General features: G+C 38.7%; 24 protein-coding genes and 2 tRNA genes. 11 read left to right on the forward strand and 15 right to left on the reverse strand.

Annotated elements, in window-relative coordinates:
• A partial coding sequence (locus QZZ23_RS10270) for a hypothetical protein (protein WP_292469713.1) occupies positions 1–812 on the forward strand: 812 nt, incomplete at its 5' end.
• A gap of 1 nt (position 813) precedes the next feature.
• Here QZZ23_RS10270 and QZZ23_RS10275 read toward each other — a convergent pair.
• Together QZZ23_RS10275 and ilvD are read right to left on the reverse strand one after the other, a co-directional pair.
• The gene (locus QZZ23_RS10275) at positions 814–990 is read right to left on the reverse strand and encodes a hypothetical protein (RefSeq protein WP_292469715.1); all 177 of its coding nucleotides are present in this window, start codon (positions 988–990) and stop codon (positions 814–816) included.
• Positions 991–1,082: 92 nt separating this feature from the next.
• Positions 1,083–2,744 carry a dihydroxy-acid dehydratase gene (ilvD, locus tag QZZ23_RS10280; protein WP_292469717.1) on the reverse strand — a complete coding sequence of 554 codons (1,662 nt, stop codon included), beginning with the start codon at positions 2,742–2,744 and terminating at the stop codon, positions 1,083–1,085.
• A gap of 471 nt (positions 2,745–3,215) precedes the next feature.
• Between ilvD and QZZ23_RS10285 the strand changes: the two genes are divergently transcribed.
• Complete coding sequence (locus tag QZZ23_RS10285; RefSeq protein WP_292469720.1) at positions 3,216–4,901, forward strand: radical SAM protein; 1,686 nt, start codon at positions 3,216–3,218, stop codon at positions 4,899–4,901.
• A gap of 8 nt (positions 4,902–4,909) precedes the next feature.
• On the opposite strand, the gene QZZ23_RS10290 is transcribed toward QZZ23_RS10285, so the two are convergent.
• The 5 genes from QZZ23_RS10290 to QZZ23_RS10310 form a co-directional block, all read right to left on the reverse strand.
• Positions 4,910–5,938 carry a flippase-like domain-containing protein gene (locus tag QZZ23_RS10290; RefSeq protein WP_292469722.1) on the reverse strand — a complete coding sequence of 343 codons (1,029 nt, stop codon included), beginning with the start codon at positions 5,936–5,938 and terminating at the stop codon, positions 4,910–4,912.
• A 41-nt stretch (positions 5,939–5,979) separates the two neighbouring features.
• Positions 5,980–7,140, reverse strand: coding sequence for an NDP-sugar synthase (locus QZZ23_RS10295; RefSeq protein ID WP_292469724.1), 1,161 nt, complete (start codon positions 7,138–7,140; stop codon positions 5,980–5,982).
• Between the two features lie 62 nt (positions 7,141–7,202).
• Positions 7,203–7,586, reverse strand: coding sequence for an OB-fold nucleic acid binding domain-containing protein (locus tag QZZ23_RS10300; RefSeq protein WP_292469726.1), 384 nt, complete (start codon positions 7,584–7,586; stop codon positions 7,203–7,205).
• Between the two features lie 16 nt (positions 7,587–7,602).
• On the reverse strand, positions 7,603–8,139 hold the full coding sequence (locus QZZ23_RS10305; protein ID WP_292469729.1) for a peptidylprolyl isomerase: 537 nt from the start codon (positions 8,137–8,139) through the stop codon (positions 7,603–7,605).
• A gap of 1,610 nt (positions 8,140–9,749) precedes the next feature.
• Positions 9,750–9,821: transfer RNA gene (locus QZZ23_RS10310), tRNA-Ala, on the reverse strand.
• A gap of 180 nt (positions 9,822–10,001) precedes the next feature.
• Between QZZ23_RS10310 and QZZ23_RS10315 the strand changes: the two genes are divergently transcribed.
• The 6 genes from QZZ23_RS10315 (at position 10,002) to QZZ23_RS10340 (ending at position 13,349) form a co-directional block, all read left to right on the forward strand.
• Positions 10,002–10,078 (forward strand) — tRNA-Ile (locus QZZ23_RS10315).
• Positions 10,079–10,638: 560 nt separating this feature from the next.
• Complete coding sequence (locus tag QZZ23_RS10320; protein ID WP_292469731.1) at positions 10,639–11,013, forward strand: transcriptional regulator; 375 nt, start codon at positions 10,639–10,641, stop codon at positions 11,011–11,013.
• Between the two features lie 172 nt (positions 11,014–11,185).
• A complete protein-coding gene (locus QZZ23_RS10325) occupies positions 11,186–12,427 on the forward strand; it encodes a 3-isopropylmalate dehydratase large subunit (protein WP_292469733.1) in 1,242 nt (413 codons plus the stop codon).
• Between the two features lie 37 nt (positions 12,428–12,464).
• A complete protein-coding gene (locus QZZ23_RS10330) occupies positions 12,465–12,668 on the forward strand; it encodes a hypothetical protein (RefSeq protein ID WP_292469735.1) in 204 nt (67 codons plus the stop codon).
• A 60-nt stretch (positions 12,669–12,728) separates the two neighbouring features.
• Complete coding sequence (locus tag QZZ23_RS10335) at positions 12,729–13,046, forward strand: cohesin domain-containing protein (protein ID WP_292469737.1); 318 nt, start codon at positions 12,729–12,731, stop codon at positions 13,044–13,046.
• 108 nt (positions 13,047–13,154) lie between these two features.
• Positions 13,155–13,349 (forward strand): hypothetical protein, encoded by a 195-nt coding sequence (locus tag QZZ23_RS10340; protein WP_292469740.1) that lies wholly within the window; start codon positions 13,155–13,157, stop codon positions 13,347–13,349.
• A 52-nt stretch (positions 13,350–13,401) separates the two neighbouring features.
• Here QZZ23_RS10340 and hmgA read toward each other — a convergent pair whose 3' ends face one another.
• Positions 13,402–14,646 carry a hydroxymethylglutaryl-CoA reductase (NADPH) gene (gene hmgA / locus QZZ23_RS10345; RefSeq protein WP_292469742.1) on the reverse strand — a complete coding sequence of 415 codons (1,245 nt, stop codon included), beginning with the start codon at positions 14,644–14,646 and terminating at the stop codon, positions 13,402–13,404.
• Between the two features lie 297 nt (positions 14,647–14,943).
• Between hmgA and QZZ23_RS10350 the strand changes: the two genes are divergently transcribed.
• Entirely contained in the window at positions 14,944–15,672 is a 729-nt protein-coding gene (locus QZZ23_RS10350) for an ATPase domain-containing protein (RefSeq protein ID WP_292469744.1), read from the forward strand.
• A gap of 43 nt (positions 15,673–15,715) precedes the next feature.
• Here the strand turns inward: QZZ23_RS10350 and QZZ23_RS10355 are convergent, their stop codons facing one another.
• A complete protein-coding gene (locus tag QZZ23_RS10355) occupies positions 15,716–16,408 on the reverse strand; it encodes a DUF5591 domain-containing protein (RefSeq protein WP_292469746.1) in 693 nt (230 codons plus the stop codon).
• Positions 16,409–16,522: 114 nt separating this feature from the next.
• On the opposite strand from QZZ23_RS10355, the gene QZZ23_RS10360 reads away from it, so the two are divergent.
• Complete coding sequence (locus tag QZZ23_RS10360; RefSeq protein WP_292469748.1) at positions 16,523–16,894, forward strand: helix-turn-helix domain-containing protein; 372 nt, start codon at positions 16,523–16,525, stop codon at positions 16,892–16,894.
• Between the two features lie 154 nt (positions 16,895–17,048).
• Here QZZ23_RS10360 and QZZ23_RS10365 read toward each other — a convergent pair whose 3' ends face one another.
• From QZZ23_RS10365 to QZZ23_RS10380, 4 genes are all read right to left on the reverse strand, one after another.
• Entirely contained in the window at positions 17,049–19,079 is a 2,031-nt protein-coding gene (locus QZZ23_RS10365; protein WP_292469751.1) for a PAS domain-containing sensor histidine kinase, read from the reverse strand.
• Between the two features lie 443 nt (positions 19,080–19,522).
• Complete coding sequence (locus QZZ23_RS10370; protein WP_292469754.1) at positions 19,523–20,272, reverse strand: ABC transporter permease; 750 nt, start codon at positions 20,270–20,272, stop codon at positions 19,523–19,525.
• Positions 20,273–20,276: 4 nt separating this feature from the next.
• Positions 20,277–21,260 (reverse strand): ATP-binding cassette domain-containing protein, encoded by a 984-nt coding sequence (locus QZZ23_RS10375; RefSeq protein WP_292469756.1) that lies wholly within the window; start codon positions 21,258–21,260, stop codon positions 20,277–20,279.
• A 3-nt stretch (positions 21,261–21,263) separates the two neighbouring features.
• Positions 21,264–21,875 carry a TetR/AcrR family transcriptional regulator gene (locus QZZ23_RS10380; RefSeq protein WP_292469758.1) on the reverse strand — a complete coding sequence of 204 codons (612 nt, stop codon included), beginning with the start codon at positions 21,873–21,875 and terminating at the stop codon, positions 21,264–21,266.
• A 205-nt stretch (positions 21,876–22,080) separates the two neighbouring features.
• Here QZZ23_RS10380 and QZZ23_RS10385 point away from each other — a divergent pair, with 205 nt between their 5' ends.
• On the forward strand, positions 22,081–22,380 hold the full coding sequence (locus QZZ23_RS10385; RefSeq protein ID WP_292469760.1) for a carboxymuconolactone decarboxylase family protein: 300 nt from the start codon (positions 22,081–22,083) through the stop codon (positions 22,378–22,380).
• Between the two features lie 236 nt (positions 22,381–22,616).
• On the opposite strand, the gene QZZ23_RS10390 is transcribed toward QZZ23_RS10385, so the two are convergent.
• Both QZZ23_RS10390 and QZZ23_RS10395 read right to left on the reverse strand, forming a co-directional pair.
• Positions 22,617–22,805 carry a TspO/MBR family protein gene (locus QZZ23_RS10390; RefSeq protein ID WP_366931344.1) on the reverse strand — a complete coding sequence of 63 codons (189 nt, stop codon included), beginning with the start codon at positions 22,803–22,805 and terminating at the stop codon, positions 22,617–22,619.
• Positions 22,765–23,103, reverse strand: a complete 339-nt coding sequence (locus QZZ23_RS10395) for a TspO/MBR family protein (protein WP_292469764.1) — start codon at positions 23,101–23,103, stop codon at positions 22,765–22,767. Before QZZ23_RS10395 ends, QZZ23_RS10390 begins: the two co-directional genes overlap by 41 nt.
• Positions 23,104–23,276 lie beyond the last annotated feature (173 nt).

The raw sequence follows: 23,276 nt of genomic DNA on the forward strand, positions 1-23,276 counted from the left end.
AGGCACAAGAAATACCAGGGTTTGTAATGCCGGAACTAAAAACACCGGAGCAGGCTCAAGAAATGCCAGGATTTGAAATGCCGGAACTAAAGCCACCGGAGCAGGCACAAGAAATACCAGGGTTTGTAATGCCGGAACTAAAAACACCGGAGCAGGCACAAGAAATACCAGGGTTTGTAATGCCAGAACTAAAAACACCGGAGCAGGCACAAGAAATGCCAGGATTTGAAATGCCAGAACTAAAGCCACTGGAGCAGGCACAAGAAATGCCAGGGTTTGTAATGCCGGAACTAAAAACACCGGAGCAGGCACAAGAAATGCCAGGGTTTGTAATGCCGGAACTAAAAACACCGGAGCAGGCAGAGAAAATGTCAGGGTTTGAAATACCGGAACTAAAACCACCGGAACAGGCAGAGGAAATGTCAGGGTTTGAAATGCCGGAATTAAAGCCACCAGTAGGTGTGCAGCCTATCAATACAGATGCAACCCAATCCATTTCGGAGTTGCCCCCGATGATGAATACCAAACCCACAAATATGCAGGTAATGCAAACCCCACCCCCTCAACCAGCTGCACCACCTGTTACGCCTTCTGCAAGTTCAGGATCAGACACTAAACCGGATAAACTTGAATCTAACATATTGATGTATATGCCACGTGGGGCTAAAGTAAAAAAAGAAATAATCAAAAGCCTGGTATCACGCCAGTTCAGCCAGGAAGACATCGATAGAAAATTGCAGGAACTCGTAGCAAGGGAAGTGCTTGTGCTAAAGCAGGAAAACGGCATCGAACAGCTTCACAGGCTTAAATAGATCAGACCAAGCCTGTCCTTTCAGATGACGTCTCAAAAAAAGCACCGCCTGAAGCGCACTGGATGCAAACGCTTCTTGAGTGATCATAACACCTGTTGCATACAAGCCTCCCGCATATAGCACACGTATTAAGATGTGAGACAGAACCACATATAGGACAAATACCTGCTCTTTCCATTAAATAATACACAGGTAATCCGGTTTAAATCACCATCGGTCATGTTTAAAAAAGTAAGGAGCAGATCCTTAAGGACCTGCATTGTTTTGAAATTATTCGATTATCGCACCTTTGCTTGCAGAACTAACAAATCTTCTGTACCTTGCAAGGTAACCCGTTACTTTCTTTTCCAGAGGGACAAAAGTTTCCCTTCGTTTTTGAAGCTCTTCTTCAGAGACTTTAAGATCCAGTTTTCTGCCAGGAATATCAATCTCAATGATATCACCCTCTTTTACAAGACCAATTGGACCGCCTTCCTGAGCTTCGGGAGAGATATGACCTATACATGGACCTCTGGTACCACCGGAGAAACGACCATCTGTGACCAGTGCGACTTTGTCGATTAGACCCATGCCAGCAATAGCTGATGTAGGAGACAACATTTCACGCATACCCGGACCTCCTTTTGGACCTTCATAGCGAATAACAACTATATCCCCTGCAACGATCTTCTTTGCCAGGATTGCTTCCATTGCTGCTTCTTCACTGTCGAACACTCTTGCAGGACCACTGTGCTGAAGCATCTTAGGATCAACTGCAGCCTGTTTGACAACTGAACCATCCGGAGCAAGACTGCCTTTTAGTATTGCAATTCCACCCTCTTTATGAATAGGATTATCGAGTGTAGATATGATCCTGGTATTTGTTTTTGGATTGATAATAAGCAATTCATCAATATTTTCACCAATGGTTTTTCCATTGACAGTCATCTGCTCAGTATTTAATATAGACTTCATGCGCTGCATAATAGCCTGGATGCCACCGGCCCTCTCGAAATCCAGCATATAGTTCACACCCCCGGGTTTAAGAGAAATAAGATGAGGTGTCGTTTTACTCAAGCGATCGAAATTATCAAGCGTAAGAGTCAGACCAAATGCATGTGCAATTGCAGGTAGGTGAAGAGTTGTATTCGTACTTCCACCTATTGCGAGATCAACCATAATAGCATTTTCAAATGATTCCATTGTGACCATTGAACGAGGATTAATACCCTCATTTATCAAGGTAACAATACGCCTGCCAGATTCTTTTGCAATCCTTATCTTCTTAGCATCAACTGCATGAGCAGTAGCACAACCAGGCAGACTCATACCAAGAGCTTCAGTCATACAGGCCATAGTGTTTGCAGTGTACATGCCTGCACATGAACCGGCACCAGTGCATGAACAATCTTCCAGTATCTTCAATTTCTGTTCAGATACTGCCTCATTCTGACATTCTCCGACACCTTCAAAAACAGATATGAGATCCCTTGGCTCATCATCCACATAACCAGGAGCCATAGGGCCACCAGTTACCACAATAGTAGGAATATTCAGATTTCCTGATGCCATCAAGTGCCCAGGAGTTATTTTATCACACGAAGTTATCATGACCATACCATCCAGTTGGTGGCCCTGAAGTACAAGCTCAATAGAATCTTCTATGGCTTCCCTACTTGGAAGTGAATAACGCATCCCCTCATGACCCATGGCAATACCATCACATATGCCAATAGTGTGAAACTCAAAAGGAACACCGCCAGCCATACGAATACCAGCTTTTACTGCTTCGGCAACTTTATCAAGATGGATATGTCCCGGTATCAATTCATTCCATGAGTTTACAACTGCTATGAATGGCTGATCCATTTCATCATCAGTCAAACCTGTTGCTTTCAAAAGAGAACGGTTTGGTGCACGTTCAAATCCTTTTTTAGTCTTGTCACTTCTCATTAGAAAACCTCATTATTTGCATGACTAGTAAATTACTATAATAATAGAGAAGGAGATATATAACCAATATGCACAATTATCTAACATAATGAACCATACTATTATGAACTAATCATCATCACACACTCCAATACATTTCATACATGTGAAAGTTATGTACGCCACACACATACAAAGGGTTAAGATAATTCATAACCAGCATACAGTAACTTTTTTTATACATAATCCCAGGCATGTTACTGGAAAATACACAAGAATAAAATAAAAGAACGAATAAAAGCAATGCCTAGCAAATATTGTAACGTAGCCATATTTTAGTCATAGCCCATAATGGAATAAGCATATCCAGTGAAAACTAAGCCACGCATATACAACAAACATACCACATATGATAATTTCAATAACTGATTATACTGATGTGTATATGATAGATAAAATATTATAAAATGTAGATATTGAGATGAACATAACATGCCGAATACAAAAGCAGTTATTATTGACGGATATGTGGATGAACCAGCTTGTTTTGGTGTGCCGCCCTACATATCCCCTTACATTAGATATATTGCAGGTGCATTAAGAGAAAGTGGATTCTCCGAGAATGACATACATTACAGCACCATTGATTCAATTAGAAGTCATCCTGAAAACATAGGAAATATTATCAAACGCGCCCAACTGGTAATAATTGTTGCAGGCATGACAGTTCCGGGAAAATACCTGCGCTCAACACCAATTAACCTGAGAGAGATAGAAAGCATATTCAATGCTTCCAGCGGTCTGAAAATACTGGGCGGACCCATCAGACTTGGATTTTCCTTAGAAGGTGGCAAAAAAGCAGAAACTGACCTTTTAGATACTGCTGATGTGAGCATAAGCCGAAAGGATATCGAGGCATTTGTTTACGATGTACTTGGAGAAAAAACAAAGAACCCGGAAAACTGCGAACATCGGTTCAGAACGGTAGAAGAAATTGGAAGGTGGGCGATCAAAGGTGCATTTATCATCAAACAGCACCCGGATTATCCTAATGTTATGTGCGAGCTGGAAACCTATAGAGGATGCGGGCGTAACCAGCACTGTTCCTTTTGCACAGAACCATCCTACGGAAGTTCTGACTATCGCCCCGTAAGTGATGTTATTTCTGAAGTGGCAGAATTATATGAAATTGGTGCCAGATTTTACAGAATTGGAAGGCAGCCAGACATCCTGAGCTATCATGCCAAAGATAAAGGAGGAGACATTCCAGAACCAGACCCACAAGCTATCCTGTCCCTCTACAAAGGTATCAGAAATATTGCACCCCAATTAAAAGTGCTGCACATGGATAATGCTAACCCGGGAACAATAGCAAAATACCCTGACCTTTGCAAAGAAATATTCAGAACAATTGTACAATATCATACACCGGGAGATGTGGCAGCCCTTGGGATGGAGAGTGCGGACCCAGGCGTTGTAAAAGCCAACGGCCTTAAGGCAATGCCAGATGAAGTGTTTGAAGCCATCAGAATAATAAACGAAATTGGAAGGACACGGGGAAACAACGGAATGCCTGAAATGCTCCCGGGAATCAATCTCGTACATGGATTGATGGGAGAATCAAAGAAGACATTTGACCTGAACTACAATTTTCTGAAACATGTCCTTGATTCAGATCTCCTGCTTCGCAGAATTAATATAAGGCAGGTAATGGCTTTCCCTGACACTCCAATGTATGGAAATGACGAGCTTGTCAGGAAGCATAAACAGATATTTCTCAAATACAAAGAGAAAATAAGAAAAGATATTGATTTCCCAATGCTCCAGAAAGTAGTACCCGTGGGAACAATACTCAGGGATGTCAAGTGTGAGATCAACGACAGAAAAATGTCCTTTGGAAGACAGATGGGATCGTATCCATTGTTAACAGGAATCCCTGCATGTCTACCAACTGGAAGATTCATGGATATCATAGTAACCAGACATGGACACAGATCAATTACAGGAGTGCCCTACCCCCTCAAAATAAATACTGCACCCTTACAACTCATACAGGAACTTCCTGGAATTGGAAAGAAACAGGCCATCAACATACAAAGAAAAGCCCCATTCTCAAGTAAGGATGACTTTATTAAAAGAACAGGTAATGAAGGAATAATACCATATCTTGACTTTTGACCGATTTTTCAATTCAGATACTTCTTAATAAAATCCGTATCTTTAAGTATTTTGAAACTGACAAATCCACCTACCAGAATATTCATGTAAAATGTGAATGCCCTCCAGGCAATGACTGCAATTCCAAGGACAGACGAAGACACAAATAACGAGAATATAGTTGTTCCGGCAAATTCTGCAACTCCACTGCCTCCGGGTGTGGCAGGTATAAGAATTAAGATCATTATGATTACCTGTGAAGCAAAAACAAGTGCGATATCAGGATGCTGGTTCAAACCCATCAATATTACATATAGCATTGAAAAATCAACAAACCAGAAGGCAAGAGTATAAAAAATCCCAAAAACAAGACCTTTTCTGCCCTCATTTAATAATACAGATATACTTTCATGGAAATTTTCAAGTTCCAAGTCAACCACCATAATGATTTTCTCAAGGGCAGCATCTGTTTTTTTACCAAGCAAAGGTGCTAGCCTTTGCACAAGAAAATATACAACTTTTTTTGTAGGCGCTGGTTTCCACACAGCATACAATGTAAGAAAAAGTATGAAAACGAGTCCTGCTTCTGCAAAAATAAACATAATATCAAAAATAGGGTTATTCAGGACACCACGCACGATATAAATGGAAATGGGTGCCATCATAAGGATAAGTATTCCATCCAGAACCCTTTCACCAAGTACAACTGCAGTTGCCTTCCCCAGAGGCATCTTTTCACCATGCAGCAAGTGAATCCTAAGAGGTTCACCCCCCAGAGAAGAAGGAGTAATAGATGCTGCAAGAGTCCCTGAAGTTACAATTTCAAACGACTTCAGGTAAGTTATATTGTATCCCAGAGCTTTGCAAAGTGAACGTGTCCTCATACCCCATATAATATAGGTAAGAGCGTGCACACATGCGGCTGCAAACATGTACTGAGGCCTGATTTCCATCAAGGCATTGATGGTTTCTGCGTCAAATGTAAAAAGAATTACAATTAAACCGGAAACAAGGCTTATAAGTAACGATATAAGAATCCATTTTTTGGTCTTGTTCATAGCCCCTAACCTACACAAAACTGGCAGACATTACAAATGAATCATCGATAAGATTCATTGAGAATATCTTCTTTGACACTTGTATTAGATGCAATGGATATTTCAGGCCATATCCTTACATTTGAATGAACTGTAACATCATGTGAAATAATAACATTTGGACCAATGACAGTACCATTTTCAAGACTGCAATTATTGCCCACTTTTGTGCCATTATCGATTACAGAACCGGATACATTTGAGTTTTTACCAATAGATACATCGTTAAATATGTAAGAAGAAAGAATTCTTGAATCATTATTGATCACACAGTTTGCACCTATTGTAGTATAAGGACCAATCAGTACATTATCCCCTATAGATGTATTCTCACCAATGACTATAGGACCTACAATAGCAGAATTTGACCCTACTGATACATTGTGACCAAGAGCCACAGGACCTTTTATCCGCGCATCCTTTGTCCTGAAATGCCCTTCGATCGTAGTTCCCGGTAAAGCCTCAAGCATCCAGCGCTGAGCCTGACGATATGCCTGCGGACTGCCCACATCTGTCCATCTGCCCCTTGCAAGAATACCGTTTATTTTTCTCTTTTTGGCAAGTATATCAGGGAAAAGATCCTTTGCAAAATCATACTTTGTGTCTGCTGGTATCCAGTCAAAAACTTCAGGATCACATACATAGATACCAGTACTTGCAAGATTACTGAAAATCTCACCGGGCCCTGGTTTTTCATGAAAACGGCGTATCCTGTTATTGACATCCATGTCAGCAATACCAAATTCCCGCGGATCATCAATGGATAAAAGGCCTATTGTAACAAGCGCATCTGTCATTTCATGAAACCTGTGCATTTCCCTGAGATTCAGGTTTAATACATGATCCCCACCAAGTACTATGAATGGCTCATCGCGCAGGAATTGTTCAGCGTTCTTTACACCACCGGCCGTACCAAGTCTATCCTTTTCATAGACGTAGTCAATATGAACCCCGAATATACGTCCATCCCCAAGTTGTTCTTCTATTTTCTCAGCCATGTAGCCAAGAGTGATAACAATATCATTAAAACCTTCTTTTGCGAGGTGCTCTATTAAATGTACAACGGAAGGTTTGTTTAAAATAGGAATGCTTGGTTTTGGCCTGGCAAACGTCAAAGGACGTAGCCTTGTACCTTCACCACCACACATAATACAGGCTTTCATATTTTACTATGTAGTAACTTTTTGCATATATCTCTAGCGACTAACTACTTTTTGCGAATACATTATTGCAAAAGAGTGATTCCATCGCTGCTCTGAATCACTACTTCGAGTTCACCCTCAAACTCATCCACAGTACCAATAACTAACACATGATCATTTGCACTTATCTTTGAGTCTACGTCTTTTGCACCATTACCAGAAGGTACAAAGACCTTAACAACTCCAGAACCATAGTCAACATCCATCAAAAGATGATCACCCGTGTAAGTCATACGTTTTGATAGAACATCCCCTTCAAACCGTACATTTTCACCAGGTAACGAAGAAGAACTAAATCCTTCCGAGATACCAGTAGTTTCATCTGAACAAAATGTGGCATATGCTATTGCAAGAGATAGCAAAACCATGCAAAGTAGGATTACTACGATCTTTTCTTCTTTTTCCATATACAAACCACATGAATTAGGCTTTTTCTATTGAAACAAGCTCTATTTTAAATATCAGGATTTCACCTGCCAGATTATGATTACAATCAACTGTTACATTTTTGTCAGAAATATTGACAATAGTTCCTAGTTGATTCTGGTAAGTTACTTTTTGTCCAATTACAGGCGTTACATTGGCAGACTGGAAGTCCTCAACTGGTAGCGGTATCAAAAGTTCAGGACAATAAGCACCATAAGCTTCCTCTGGAGGAATAGTTACGGTTTTATTTTCACCAACCTCCATCCCAATTACAGCATCATCAAATCCTTTGATCATTTGCCCTGCCCCTGCTATAAAAGACAGTGGTCCATAAGATCGATAAGGATTGTAAACATTTTCAGCAACTGCAACTTCCTCAATAGAAGTATCAAACACAGATCCATCCTCCAGACTACCAGTATAATTAACAGAAACATAATCTCCGGTTTCAACTGTTTGAGAGTTATCGGAAGAGTCAGTACATCCGCTAACAAGCAGAGAACATAACAAAATCAGGAACAATATTTTCTTCATATAATCACCATCACGTTTTATTAATACACATTCATAATTGAAATATTAATACATCTAGAAAAAGATACGAAATTATTTTGAGAACTTGTTTGTTTGATTCATCAATGCATATAAATTTTTGTATTTGTTGTTAAATTACTCAAAATAGTCGGCAGTCTTCAAAAAATTTAGCATCGATATCATGTATCTATGACCGCATCTATGAGAAGCATAGACTAACGATCGAAGATAAACGTCATGTAACCCTTCTTAAATCTCCAGGGTGCAGCAATGTTCTTAAGCCTACTGATAAGTTATGTTCGCAATATTCTCTCATCCCAGACCATCAGTCACTTTATTAGATAGGGAAATATGAGGCAATGTTGTCTGAGATATTGCAATTGACGATGAAGGAGAAGACAGGAAACTACTGAGCATGAGGGATGTAGAATAAAATAAATGGAAAAACGTGTCCGCTTATTTAACAATTATTGGCTCTGTAGAAAACATATTGAAATCACTATGTATAGCTAAAATTCAACAAAAATAATCACCATTCAGAACAACATACAGAAGTTTTATTGACTGCATTATTGTTTGAATTTGGAGGATTTCTACAGAGCCCAATTATTAATGATTTATAAATGCTTAATAATAGTACCTATCAATTTAATAGATTTTAACAGGTGCTAATAGTTTGTTTTACACCATTCTAGAATGAATCCGAGCTATGTATTACAGAGTGAGATAACAACAAGGGAGACATCAGAAACATGTGATTATTTATCTCTCCTGCATTTTGAGCAGACTGCATTAATGCATATTCACTACTCACTTGATTTTCGGATTCCATTCTTCTAACTACTGTTTTAATGTCTTCTTCTAGCAAGTAGATATCGTTAAAATCAAGCATTTTCACACCAACCTATGAGTGTAATAAGTTTCTGAAATTAAAAGGAGAAACACCGACATTTGTCGGTGTTTTATGAAGCACCATCCCAGTGCCAACCACCATATAAAGATATATTGCTGCCAACATATAAACTATATCTTAACAGTGTTACTGAACAATAATTTTGGCTCTATAGAAAATATCAAACTAAAAACATTTAAAAACTAAAAATTAACCACCAAAGATGTATGATCTTATGTGGGAGTGTGGTGGTTAGTGTAGGAGTTGGTGGTTTAAAAACAGAATCACACCCCTTTTACGCGGGAATGTTGTTTTAATATAATAAATGTATGATTTTAAGCAGTGTCATTTTTTGATTCAATTTTTTTATTATACTAAAAATATATAAAGAATTATTATCAGTAAATACTGTGTTCCTGTTGGGTGAGAAGCTTGAATAAAAGGAAAATAATGAATAATCTATATCTCTTCTAGAACTTGCCGGCTTGCTACAATGAATTTGTGCAGGATAAAGATATTTAACTGCGGGACAGGAACACTCACTAGTGATACTATTGCTAGCCTGAAAGAGCAAAAAATAGGTTATGTAACATTAAATCATGAGTATTAACACAACAAGTCATACATGTATGACATGCCGCAGCAAGACGTTTCTTCGAACAGGAAACACCAACAACCATACAGAATAAAAATAATAAGACTAGTTTTTATAATTTTATGGACTGGTCGGGAATTGAACCCGAGGCCTCTACCATGCCAAGGTAGCGATCTTCCCCTGATCTACCAGCCCAGAATATCAAAACATACATCACATTATCAAACATAAACCTATCGCTGCAAACCTGTGAAGGAAATATACATATTGAATAAATTATGCTTAAAAAGTCATTTCAAGCGAAATATTAAAGTACCTGTATGCGTATTTGGAGTGTCGCGTGATGAAGAGCATCATGCGAAAGACACGCATTGTGGGCCCGTAGCTTAGCTCGGTGGAGCGCACGGCTGATAACCGTGAGGCCATGAGTTCGAATCTCATCGGGCCCACCAATTATATTTATGTTTTCTGATGTTGGTTTTGATTGATTAACTATGTTTTTCTTGTTGGCATTGTGGTGCTGAGCGTAGCGATGCACTTTGATTCGCGCTTCCGAAGCGTCATCAGAGTTACGAATCTCATCGGACCCACATTAACTAATTCGAACTGTTTTACAAAATACTAACCATTTTAGATGAAGTTTTGTTATTTATCTTGCATCCACAAATATCCCTTATTAAAATCTAACTAATTCTATGCCATTATTCTTAAATTTAGAGCCTTTTTATGTTTGCTAGTAATTAATCTCAGAAACGTTAATTAGTAAATATATAAATCTAGTGAGTAATATATCATTGAAAATAGATGTTATGGACTTGCTATTCTAATATAAAAAATATTAATATATAATAAATACATATAATATTGAAATACTACAAAAAGATACCAGGATTATTAAACGGGATTAAATCCATAGCAATCAATGGATGAAACGTCTTTTGGGTTATTCATCATAAAGACATGAACCCCAAACAAAACGAAACATATTGTATAAATTACCGGGTGATTTTATATGAGAGAGAAAAAACCTAGCGGCATGAATGAAAAAGAGTATGAAATAGTAGAGTTACTGAGGAAACTAAATATGAATAGACCAGTAGCCCTGACGCTTGCATGCCTCTCATGCGGGGACGAGATAACTTCCCGCGAGATAGAAAAGAACTCCAATCTCAGGCAACCTGAAGTCAGCATTGCAATGAGATATCTTAACGACAGTAACTGGGTGGAAATCAGAGAAGAAAAGAAAACAAAAGGAAAAGGCCGACCAGTTAAGCTATACAGACTGACAACACCACTTGATGAGATTGTACAAAGCATTGAACAAAGAATCCTGCTGGAAAGCAGTTATGTGTTCAGTAATATTGAAAAACTTAAGAGACTTGCTTAGTTCTGTTCTTTTATTTTTGCTGCCACATGCAGCAAAAACTATTTTTTACAGGGAGTATTATATTTCCGTATAAGTATCAATTACAACTGTTGATTGCTTCTATCGAAGATTTTAAGTTGGAACGGAATATTGTACAATCCCAATTCTCAGTCACACTAATGGAGTTAATCTTTTGAGTACTATAAGCGAAAAAATATTTAGCCGCGCAGCGGGGAAAAAAGCGAAGGCAAATGATTTTGTAATAGCTGATATTGATTTTGCCATGGCACATGATGGCACAAGTGTCCTTGCTGTAAAAGCTTTCAGAGAAATGGAAGAAGAAAAAGTATGGAATCCTGATAGAATAGTAATACCATTCGATCACCTGACACCTGCAAATACTGATACTACAGCAGTACTACAACATGATATCCGCGGATGGATCCAAAAACAGGGAATCAAAAATTTCTATGATGTAGGTGAAGGCATCTGTCACCAACTGCTTCCTGAGAATGGATTTGCACTACCTGGAAAGCTTATCGTTGGAGCAGATTCACATTCCTGCACTTACGGAGCATTCGGAGCATTGGGTACAGGAGTCGGTGCCACTGACATGGCAGAAATATTTGCCTCCGGAAAACTCTGGTTTAAGGTCCCCGAAAGTATCAAAATCACAACAAATGGAAATTTTAAAGAGGGAGTGTATGCAAAAGACCTTATTCTCAAGATAATAAGCACCCTTGGAGTTGCCGGTGCAACATACAAAGCTGCAGAATTCTATGGAAGCACGATAGATTCCCTATCTATGTCAGGTAGAATGACCCTTAGTAATATGGCAATTGAGATGGGAGCAAAAGCCGGTATTGTTCCACCGGACAAGACCACTTTTGATTTCCTTGAAGGTATTGCTGCAGAAGAATACGAGCCTGTATATGCCGATGAAGATGCAGTCTATTCAAAAGAATACAACTTTGATGCTAGCGAACTTGAACCTCAGATAGCCTCCCCTCATCAGGTAGACAATGTACATGACATATCTGACATCAAACCTACAAAACTTGATCAGGCATTCATAGGCACTTGTACCAACGGCAGACTGGAAGATCTGGAACTTGCTGCATCTATCCTCAATGGAGAAAAAGTAGCTATCAGGACAATTGTAGTGCCAGCATCACGCAGTGTTCTTATTGAAGCTGTCAGGAAAGGAATAGTAGAAACCCTTCTTGATGCAGGCGTGGTTATAGGTTCACCAGGATGTGGACCATGTCTTGGCGGACATATGGGAGTCATAGGCAAAGGCGAAACATGCATTTCAACTGCAAACCGTAACTTCAAAGGAAGAATGGGGACAGGCGGGCTAATATATCTTGCATCTCCTGCAACCGCAGCTGCTTCTGCCCTCACCGGGGAGATTACCGATCCGCGTGAGATCTGAAGTAATTATTTAACGAGCTATGTGGAGTAGAACTAAAATGGAACTTGATAAACCAAAACTTGAACATCTCATTGGACACTGGATAGAACACAACGATAGTCACAGCACAAGTTTTAGCGAGTGGGCAGTAAAGATAGAAACTGCAGGTTACAAGGAAATAGCTGAAGACATAAAGATGGCTGCGGCTAAAATGGATGAGTGTTCTGAGTTGCTGAAAAAAGCTCAGGTCAAACTTGGGTAAATCCGAGAAATCTTCATGCGTAAACAGACATTTAAAATTGTGGCACGCACAGCATTTATCATGTTTTGTATAGTATATCTGGCAGGATTAGCGACAGCCTCCACACGTATGAACATAACCCCTTCCTCACAAACAGTTTCACCTGGCGAAGAATTCACGCTGGAAATTGATATCAACCCCGATACACCTATTGCTGGCGTACAGTTCAATCTGACCTATGACAATGAACTTATAACCGTAATCAACATTGAGGAAGATAACTTTTTTGCAAGTGCTGACTCAGCAATAATGTTCAACCCCGGAAGTATTAATAAATCATCAGGCACTGTTTCGAGGATTTCCAGTTCAGTAGTAAAGGGAAATAGCATCACAGAATAAGGTGTTTTTTGTACAATAAACCTTATAGCAAAATCTGATTATGGACCCTGTGAACTTACGATATCGGATATTGTTATAAAAGACACTCAGGGCAATAATCTACCTTCAGTGTCCTTTGATTCAACGATCAATGTCGTTGGAACAGAGCAGGTATTTGCAAGCACAGCTGATAACACTGGCATAGGTATGACGAATACAAATACATCCGACTTTAACAAAAATCAAATATCTGGCTGGATCATACTTACTGTCACAGCAATTACATTTTTTGCAGTTGCCTACTTCCTTGACAGGAAAAAATAAAAAAAGGATAAGCGCAAAGGAATTCACTCCCTTTGTACCTACTTTTCAGAGATTACCTTCCAAGTTCTGCGTGAGCTCTTGCGAGATGCCCTGCTGCCTGTGCACCTATCAGTGATATCTCGCCTGCAAGTACGGCTGAAGCGATTATCTCGGCAAGTTTTTTCGAATTGGAACCTGGAGGAGTACCTGAGCCACTTACACCCAGCATCCTTAGACAGTCACGCTGTGTTCCCAGGTTTGTGCCACCGCCCACTGTACCAATAGCCATAGAAGGAAGAGTGACAGAACAATAGAGATCCCCATACTGAGTCAGCTCCATAGTGGTTATGGCACTACTACCTTCTACAACATGAGCAGGGTCCTGACCGCAGGCAATATACATTGCAGCTATTACGTTTGCAGCATGCGCATTATACCCCATAGAACCTGCCCTTGCGGAACCAAGCAGGTTCTTACGATAATTAACCTCTACCATTGTTTCGGGTTCGCATTTGAGACGCTCCTTTACAAGTGATGCGGGTATTGTCACATCTACCACAGTCGTTTTGCCCCTTCCAAGAATGTTATTTATTGCTGCAGGCTTTTTATCAGTACACATATTACCGGAAAGAGATACCGGAATAGCACCAAATTCATCTTCTATAAGGCTCAGGACAGCATCTGTGGCTATAGTCACCATATTCATCCCCATGGCATCTTTGGTATCATAGGAAAAACGTACATACACTGTATTACCTGTAACAAATGCCTTGACGTCCACCAGCTCACCGAAACGTGTGGTTTCAGATGCCTTGGACTTCATTCTAAAGAGAACATCAGGATCCTGTAACCAATCTGTAAATTCCTTTGCCCTGATTACATTTTCGAGCCTGAATACCGGAGCCCTTGTCATGACATCCTGAAATATACGGGCATTTGCACCGCCTGATTTTGTGATGACAGAAGAACCCCGGTTCACACTGGCAACAAGAGCACCTTCTGTGGTTGCCAATGGTAATTGGAATGTAGCATCTGCAAATTCACCATTCACTTTGAGGGGACCAGCGATACCAAGAGGAATCTGGATCACACCTATCATATTCTCTATATTTCGTTTGCTTGCATCAACTACATCTATTGAAAAATTCTGTATATGATCAAATTTAAATTCAGAGCTTTCTTCAAGAGCATATCTTCGTATCATGACAGCGGTTTTCTTATCAGTCAGACTGTCAAGCTTGTGAAAAGATATTTTTCCAGAAATAACTCCTTCCAGCAGTTCTTTTTTTTCCCTGTTTAAATCAGTTCTTGATGTCATAATTATCTCCCGTGAATAGAACAAACAGCATCCTGTATCTTTTTTATAAGTTGAATTTGGTTACAATAATACAAATAGTTCACGCCCAATTGCTTTTTAGCTCTTGGATAAAGTAAACAATTGAAGCGAATAAATTAAATACGTGATTTTTTATATTAGAATAACATAATAAACAGTATTCGAAAAAGTACAAATAATAAGCATCGTATACTTTTTATTGAAACTAAATATAATAGTTGTATGAACAAGAAGTTTGGGAATACAATTTAAATTTAAGACGTTTACAGGTGGTTTAATATGAGAGATGCCGACCCATCAGAGAGAGTGAATTCCGGAATACCCGGACTGGATGAGATGTTGCGTGGAGGATTCTTCAAAGGAACTGCAAATGTCGTGTCAGGAAAATCTGGTACAGGTAAAACGATATTTGGAACGCAGTTCATTGCAGAGGGAGCAAAAAATGGTGAAAAAGTAATGTGTATCATTACTTCAGAAGAGTCAAAGTCTATTGTAAGGGAAATGAAAACTTCCTTCGACTGGAACCTTGAAGAATATGTAGAAAAAGGTCTGTTAACCTTTGTTGACATCACAGATCCAAGCCTACGCCTTCAGAAAAGTGTTGAAATTGCTCCATCAGAACTTATCAAAAGCTTCAAGAAACTAGTTGAAAGCAAAATTGAGGATCTGCAGCCAACACGTATCTTTATTGACTCAGTTGAAGCTCTATTCCTTGCCATTGAATCAAATTATAAATTAAGGACACTCATAGACGATGTTTTCGGTGTGTTCCGCAAACATGATGTTACATCTGTTATAACAGTAGGAGCAATGTTTGGACTTGATGAAATGGTAGAATATGGTGCAGACTCAGTCATCAAACTGGATCGCATTATTGCCGGAAATAACCTTCAGCGCTCAATCTTCATTATGAAGATGCGAGGATCAGGTACAATAAACGAAGTCCGCGTACTTAATATTTCAGACAACGGCATGTCTGTGCTTGCACAGTCCCCATACCTTGATTAAGTAGTGGCACTATAAGCCACTAACCTTTCTTTTCTATCATTCTTTAAAATAGGTACCAATCATTGTCATTGGTGTTATCATCCAATTTATTATCATCATCCAGAACAGATGCTTGCATATATTTTCCCACCCACGACACAATTGCATCTGAAAAATCCTGAAGGTAGCTGGCTTGATTAAGACTTCCATAAACAAATTTCTTGCTAGGTTGAATTTGTGATTTGATGGTTTCTTCTTTTGGAACTATTGTTACCTCAATGCCCGACATTTCAACTGCTAATTCCATAGCTTTTCGGAAGTCACCTATGCAATATGCAATACGATGCTTATAGTTGTCCCGGGTTTTTTCAAGATACTCTGAGAGCCTCTGACTTTCCATCTTAATGAAGTCACGCTTTACTTTTGCTACATTGCATTTACCAAGCATGAACTGGTAATCCATAAAAGGATATTCAGTATCAAGTTCCCGGGGAGTTATTCCACATGTCCCAAAAACCACAACATGCACCTGCTCAGCATCAAGCACTCCAAAAATCACCTTATCAAATATCTTATGGGAAGGACTTTCATGATAGGGTTTTTTCTTTGCACATGGAACAAATATACAAAAATCCCTTGCAGGAGGTTCATATTCAGAAAGTATCCACTCATTTGCACGTATCATATCTGGATGGTATAGTATCTCATCCGTATCCAGCGGAAGACTGGAACGTTCATCTTCAGGTATTATTGTCAAGGAATGGAAAATTCTGGCAAACTATATATATAATTGACGCAAAGCTTAGTCGGTTTTGCGCAAATTCCACAACAAAGCCTTCAAAACGTATTCTATAAATTGTGAGGAAAAAACATGGCGAGTTCTATACCTGAAATGCTGAGAGCAGATTGTAAATGTGAAGATATGGCAAAATGTGTTCTTGGCCTGAAAGAACTTGACATCAATGCCTATAAAACACTGCTTGAGCACGGTGCTATGACAGCAGAAAAACTGGGGGAGATACTCGGACGCGAACGCAGTACAGCGTATCGTTCATTACAAAATCTTATTTCTGCAGGTCTTGTATACAGGGAAACAAAATCAATTTCCATTGGCGGATACTACTATGAATACGTAGCTATTGAACCTGTTGTGGTCAAAGATATGATTAAAAAGACAATTGACCAATGGTACCATAAAATGAATGGTCTTATCGAAAACTTCGACAAGGAACTTCTGACTTGAAATGATATATTTAATACCTGTGAATTTCTATAGTTCAAGCAGAATAAGCAGATTCTTTTTATCTTTCCAGTAAATGAACTATATCATTATATGCAATTATCTCAATGACTGATATTGACTCAATTAGCAACCAGTACATACAATGAATAGGGAATCAATGTGTTGCCACATCAAGAGGAATTATGAAAGTGAATTGACTTCCTTTATCAGTTTCACTCTCAACTGATATATCCCCACCATGCATCTCTATGAATTTTTTTACAAGCGATAATCCAAGACCAGTACCATTGTGCATCCTCGAAATTGTTGAATCTATTTGCTGGAAAGGGAGGAATAGCTTACCAATGTTCTCAGATGAAATACCGATTCCGGTATCTGATACAGAGAATACACCCTTACCATCCTTTTCATGAGCCTCCAACATAACATGCCCGCCTTCGGGAGTAAATTTCACTGCATTACTGGCAAGATTAAACAATATTTGTTTAAAACGAATCCTGTCAGCATTCAATGATAAATTCTCAGAAGCAATAGAAATCTCAACTTCTATGTTCTTTTTTCTTGCGAGTGGAGAGACAATATTCAGGACATTAGCAAAAATATCCTTTATACGGAATTCCTCATAATTCAACTCCATTTTTCCTGATTCAACCTTTGAGATATCAAGAATATCATTTATCAAGTTCAATAGATGCTTCCCACTATTTGAGATATGTTCAAGGGATCTTCGTTGTTGTGCATTAGGCTCACCAAAGGTATCTTCAAGTAAAAGATCAGAATAACCAATTACAGCATTGAGGGGTGTACGAAGTTCATGGCTCATGGTTGCAAGGAACTCGCTTTTAGTCCTGTTCGCCTCTTCAGCAGTTATCTTTGCATTAAGAATAGCTTCTTCAGATTCTTTTCTTTCAGATATATCCTGGAAGTTTTCCAGAATGTACTGGTTTCCTTCTATGAATATCTTCTTGGTATTCTTCAGAATGGGGGTCTTACTACCATTCTTGCATTTGACTGCAGTATCCATACCCTGGAACCCATCAAGACCATCCACCCATATAGGGCATTTTTTTGACAATGAGCCTTTCGGACATATGATATCGCATAACTGCCCCACAAGTTCCTCTTTTTTGTATCCGGTGATTTCACAGGTCCGTTGGTTCACATCCTCTATCACATAGTCCTTCCCGATGATTATTGTCCCACCGGGCATGTTATCATATAGACTTTGAATACGCTCTTCATTTTCTTTTAAGGTTCTTTCAGCTTTTTTGCTTTCGGTGATATCATCAAGATATAAAATTACTTTTTTGTCATCCGCTAAACCTACGTATGCAGTTGAAATCAGGAAATCATGGCTTGAAACAATGCCATTGTCAAGGATATTCATACTTCCTGCAACCTTATGGCAGTCAACACCTGTTATGAATGTCTCAGCAACAATATTGAGGGCAGAGCATGTCGTACATTTATCATTCGTGCCGCAACCTTCGCCTTTATATGAGTTGACACATGAGAAAACATCTCCCACTGCAAAACCAAGATTATCTGCAGATTTTTGCCCTAATGTTTTGACACATATCCTGTTGATTTTCTCCACCCTAAGACTTTGATCGAATATCAGTATCAAAGTAGGAGCATGATTGTAAGTTATATCCAGTACTTTTCTTTGAATAGCAAGCAAAGCATCTGTTTCATAGATTTCTTTAGTGGAATGATCATAATCTATTCTGCCAGTATACGGTATGGAAAAATCTGTGTTTTCGAAAAAAGCACTATCATTTACTGAACTGCTAAACATCTTCTGTTCATCCTTGTTAATTTTCATTGACGAGATAGAAGATACCATACGTATCGTAAAATCAAGTTCACTCTTTTCAAATGGCTCCTTGAGATACCAGGAATTGGCGAATTGAGACACATTACGGAATAGGGCCATACTACATTTGTTTACTACAAAAACAAAATGAGCAACATTCAATGAATTTAAAACAGAGTTAGAGAAATTATCAAATTCCATCCCATCATATGAATAGAAAATAATGTCTGTTTTTTTAACAGATATATTGGAAGGACTTATAATGTCAGATATTGATAATGAAGATACTGAATAGCCCATTTCTTCAAGTTTAGATTTGAGACTGTAATCCTTTTTTTTACTAAAATTGAGCAATAGTATTTTTTTCATCGGTTAACTTCCAACAATTCAATTAATCAAATTTTGTGATATTAGTTTATATAAGTATAACCAGAATACCACAAAAGTCATGATTCTTATCAAGTTACTACTATCAAAAAAATAATGCAGTCCTACAGTTATAAAATTTTCCCCCAACTTAAACAGGAAAGTAACTCCACACAGATTAGATCTTAAATGAAATAACACAACCGAACATTCCGAAAGTAGTAACGATGGAGATGTACTAGTTGGCACTGACAATGGAGTAAGCGGTGTAAACTTTATGCATATTGCTACTAATTCTAACTAAGAGAATAAAGAAACAGAACACGCAGAAAAAAGAAGGAAAACAGATGATATAGCCAGTATACAAAATATCCTACTTTTTTCTGCAAATTTATATATTAATGGTATAACAACCGTTGGTTTACAGTGGAGATTAATGTTTATTATCAGACACTTATTTTTCTGAACAGATAGGAGCCTACCACCACCATCAGAACTGTGAATCCTGACAGGACTGCAAAGCTTATTCCAGGGTCTATCTGGGAACTGCCAAGAAGACCATACCTGATGCCTTCAACCCCATACGTAAGAGGGTCCAGTAGTGTAAGGAACCGAACTCCTGCCGGCAGGCTGTCGATAGGGAATAATGCACCGGACAATCCGAATATCGGGAAGATGACAAAGTTCATTATAAGCTGGAAACCGTGCATATCATCCATTCTTGAAGCTATAGCAATACCGAAAGCTGTAAAGGAAACCCCAATGAGCAGCATGAAGATAACAGCTATGCCAAATCCAGAAATACTGCTTATGTCAAGACCCAGGAATAATGAAAGGACCAGTATTATGAATCCCTGTATAACAGCAGTAGTAGCGCCTCCTAAGGTTTGTCCAAGCATTATTTCAAGTCTTGATACCGGAGCTACCAGCGTTTCTTTCAGAAAACCGAATTGTTTGTCCCATATTACCTGTATTCCTGCAAACACAGAAGTGAAAAGAACGCTCATGGAAATGATCCCAGGCATTATGAAGCCAATATATCCCTGCTCCATACCCGGAATGGCAACTACGGAATTCAGGCCAAATCCAAGGACTAACAGAAGGAATAGTGGCATACCGAGGCTACCTACCATCCTGCTTTTTGACCGGAGATACCTCTTTACATTCCTTAACCAGATAGTGTAAACTATATCCACCCAATCACCTCCTTGCCTTTAGCATCATACGCATCTTGTCTTTGGTACTGGCTTCCTCTTCCCTGATGGTCCTTCCTGTGAAGTGCAGGAATACATCTTCAAGAGTTGGTTTATGAATTGACAGAGAATCAATAGGAATACCATTTTCAGATGCTATGTTGACGATTTGTGCAACGTGCTTTTCTGCATTTTGCAAGCCAATTGTGATGGATGAATCATGAAGTTCGATATTCTTAATAGCAGGCAGGGATTCGATAGCCGAATACAGGTTATCCCGTCCTGAAGAAACGATAGTAATAACATCACCACCAATATCATTTTTAAGTTTTTCAGATGTATCCAGGGCTATTATCTCACCTTTGTCTATTATAGCTATCCTTTGGCAGAGTTTGTCTGCTTCTTCCATATAATGTGTGGTGAGGATTATTGTAATGCCTTTTTCCTGATTCAGTTTCGCTATGTAATCCCACAGGTGATTTCTTGTCTGCGGATCAAGTCCAAGAGTGGGTTCGTCCAGGAACAGTACTTTCGGCTCATGCAACAAACCCCTTGCAATCTCCAGACGGCGCCTCATACCACCGGAATATGTTTTCACCAGATTGTCCTTTTTATCATCCAGTTCCACCAGTTTCAGGAGTTCTGCTATCTTTTTTTGCCTTGTGTCCTTGGGAATACGATAGAGCCTTCCATGAAAATCCATGTTCTCGTAGGCCGTAAGTTCCTCATCCAGACTCTGGTCCTGGAAGACTATGCCTATAGATTTGCGTACATCATCTTCATTTGTCCGGATATCAAATCCATTGACAGATGCTTTTCCAGATGTTGGTTTTAGCATGGTTGAAAGCATGGACATGGTTGTGGTCTTCCCAGCTCCGTTTGGACCAAGAAGACCAAATACCTCCCCACGCTTTATTTCGAACGAGAGGTTGTTCACGGCGGTAAAATCACCGAATTTCTTAACTAGATTCTCAACTGCAATTGCATACATTTTTCATACACCGATGCCTTCGAATATTATATCGATCTTTGCTGACATATCCCTAGAAAAGGAGGAGTCCGTATCAGAATGGAGCCATATAATAAGTGAGTGAAAATAAATGGCATTCAAGGATTCTGATGCTATTTTCAGGTCTATTCCCTTCTTAATTTCTCCCTTATCCACACCTTCCCTGAGAAAAACAGAGAGCATATTGATAAAACGCTCTTGCCTTTGATGTCTTTGTTTTTTCTCGGTTGACTGCTGATCAGAGCTCATAATTAATCGTTTGTGCTCAAAGAATAACAATTTCAGAAGCTCCTTGTCCTTTTCATAGTACTCTGCAACCAGAACAAGGAAATTCTTTATTTTCTCTTTTACAGGAGCATTTAAAGACATTTGATTTTCCATTATGCTGAAGATAAACGCTTCTTTATGCTCTTTGAAATAACACAAAAGTGACTCTTTAGTAGGAAAATAATTAAAAAAAGTACCTTTAGCTATACCAGCTTCTTTAGTGATCTCATCAACTGTGGTATTTTCAAAGCCTTTATCCTTGAACAATTTGCCGGATACTTCAAATATACGATTTCTTGTATCCTGTTTCTTTTTTTCTCGCAGGGACATGCTACCTCGTTTGTGATACATACTGATATAGACCAAATATGACCGCAGTCATAAATGACCAAGGTCATATTTAAGGTTTTTGAAACCGGAACAGAAGAAATAATAAAAAAACAAATGTAAACAATAAAATATCATACAACCACATTATTATATAACAGTATCAGATTCAGAATATTAGTTATCTGAGAAGAAAGGAGATGAGAACATGGAAGGACACCCACTGAATATCATACAGGAAAAAGACAGTCAATTTTTCAATATTATAGAAGGAGTACGCGAGAACGCACTTTCTGAAGGTAGCATACCAATGAAGTACAAATTCCTCATAGCCCTGGCACTTGATGCAGACCACGGTGCAGAAGATGGTGTAAAAGTTCTTGCGATGCAGGCAATGGAAGCAGGTGCAACAAAAGAGGAAATCATGGAAACAGTACGTATTGCAAATTTTATTGGTGGTATCGGAAGCGTCTATACTGCAGCTAATGGCCTTAGAGAGATACTGTAAGGACAAAAGAGGAACAGCATTTCAAAAATGCTGACCCTCATTTACCTGCGGAGCAACTATCGCACCCCCAGAATTCTTTGTTGAGATAATTTGGGATTTACTCATCATCTGATTCATAGTAAACTATGTCTGCATAAATATGCTTTAAACTCGTCAGTAAAAATCATACAAATATTACATGTATGATTAAACATCATAAGAAGGCATACCCTGTATAGAAAGAAACCATATGTTATTCAGGAATTCAATACCCATATTGAATAATTGAGCCAGAATGCGAAGGATACCCATAAAAGATATGGCACAAGAAGAAAACCTGCAATCCTTGATATTCTGTAAAATAATACAATTGTCAACGCAATAGCCAGCCACAAAAATACTATTTCAATAATACCCAGCAAAGGAGATTGCAGTCCAAAAAACAAAAAGTGACCAGAGAAAATTTAGAAGTAATTGGCCAGTAAATGCCGATAATGCAGTTTTGATTCCCGAAGAATGCAAGCCTTTTTTCCAGATAATATAGAGTGCAATACCCATTAAAAGATTAAGCAAAGGCCATACAATTGAAAAGCTCCAGTTCGGTGGGACAAAAGATGGTTTTGTAAGTGAAACATACCATGAAGGAATAGCACTATAAGTAAATAATCCGCCCAATATACCCGTAAACTGACATATTGCAATTGAAATAAGAAGTTTTTTCCAGTCGACCTGCTCCCAATTCATAAACCCATATCCAATTACACATTCATACTGAATATTAGATATATGTATTATTCATACATGGGATATCATTACAAAAACATACAGATAATACAAATATGATTTATCATAAAATAGCATAATTGAGGATTTGAAATAAATAGATCTTTAAGCGACAAACATAGAAGTAACCAGAA

The organism is Methanolobus sp. (assembly GCF_016278385.1).
In the GTDB taxonomy this organism is placed as follows: Archaea; Halobacteriota; Methanosarcinia; order Methanosarcinales; family Methanosarcinaceae; genus Methanolobus.

Bases quoted from the DNA above. Each gene is read 5' to 3' on its own strand.
- QZZ23_RS10275 (WP_292469715.1), bottom strand. From the start codon at position 990: ATGGAAAGAGCAGGTATTTGTCCTATATGTGGTTCTGTCTCACATCTT.
- ilvD (WP_292469717.1), bottom strand. From the start codon at position 2,744: ATGAGAAGTGACAAGACTAAAAAAGGATTTGAACGTGCACCAAACCGT.
- QZZ23_RS10285 (WP_292469720.1), top strand. From the start codon at position 3,216: ATGCCGAATACAAAAGCAGTTATTATTGACGGATATGTGGATGAACCA.
- QZZ23_RS10290 (WP_292469722.1), bottom strand. From the start codon at position 5,938: ATGAACAAGACCAAAAAATGGATTCTTATATCGTTACTTATAAGCCTT.
- QZZ23_RS10295 (WP_292469724.1), bottom strand. From the start codon at position 7,140: ATGAAAGCCTGTATTATGTGTGGTGGTGAAGGTACAAGGCTACGTCCT.
- QZZ23_RS10300 (WP_292469726.1), bottom strand. From the start codon at position 7,586: ATGGAAAAAGAAGAAAAGATCGTAGTAATCCTACTTTGCATGGTTTTG.
- QZZ23_RS10305 (WP_292469729.1), bottom strand. From the start codon at position 8,139: ATGAAGAAAATATTGTTCCTGATTTTGTTATGTTCTCTGCTTGTTAGC.
- QZZ23_RS10320 (WP_292469731.1), top strand. From the start codon at position 10,639: ATGAGAGAGAAAAAACCTAGCGGCATGAATGAAAAAGAGTATGAAATA.
- QZZ23_RS10330 (WP_292469735.1), top strand. From the start codon at position 12,465: ATGGAACTTGATAAACCAAAACTTGAACATCTCATTGGACACTGGATA.
- QZZ23_RS10335 (WP_292469737.1), top strand. From the start codon at position 12,729: ATGTTTTGTATAGTATATCTGGCAGGATTAGCGACAGCCTCCACACGT.
- hmgA (WP_292469742.1), bottom strand. From the start codon at position 14,646: ATGACATCAAGAACTGATTTAAACAGGGAAAAAAAAGAACTGCTGGAA.
- QZZ23_RS10350 (WP_292469744.1), top strand. From the start codon at position 14,944: ATGAGAGATGCCGACCCATCAGAGAGAGTGAATTCCGGAATACCCGGA.
- QZZ23_RS10360 (WP_292469748.1), top strand. From the start codon at position 16,523: ATGGCGAGTTCTATACCTGAAATGCTGAGAGCAGATTGTAAATGTGAA.
- QZZ23_RS10365 (WP_292469751.1), bottom strand. From the start codon at position 19,079: ATGAAAAAAATACTATTGCTCAATTTTAGTAAAAAAAAGGATTACAGT.
- QZZ23_RS10375 (WP_292469756.1), bottom strand. From the start codon at position 21,260: ATGTATGCAATTGCAGTTGAGAATCTAGTTAAGAAATTCGGTGATTTT.
- QZZ23_RS10380 (WP_292469758.1), bottom strand. From the start codon at position 21,875: ATGTCCCTGCGAGAAAAAAAGAAACAGGATACAAGAAATCGTATATTT.
- QZZ23_RS10385 (WP_292469760.1), top strand. From the start codon at position 22,081: ATGGAAGGACACCCACTGAATATCATACAGGAAAAAGACAGTCAATTT.
- QZZ23_RS10395 (WP_292469764.1), bottom strand. From the start codon at position 23,103: ATGAATTGGGAGCAGGTCGACTGGAAAAAACTTCTTATTTCAATTGCA.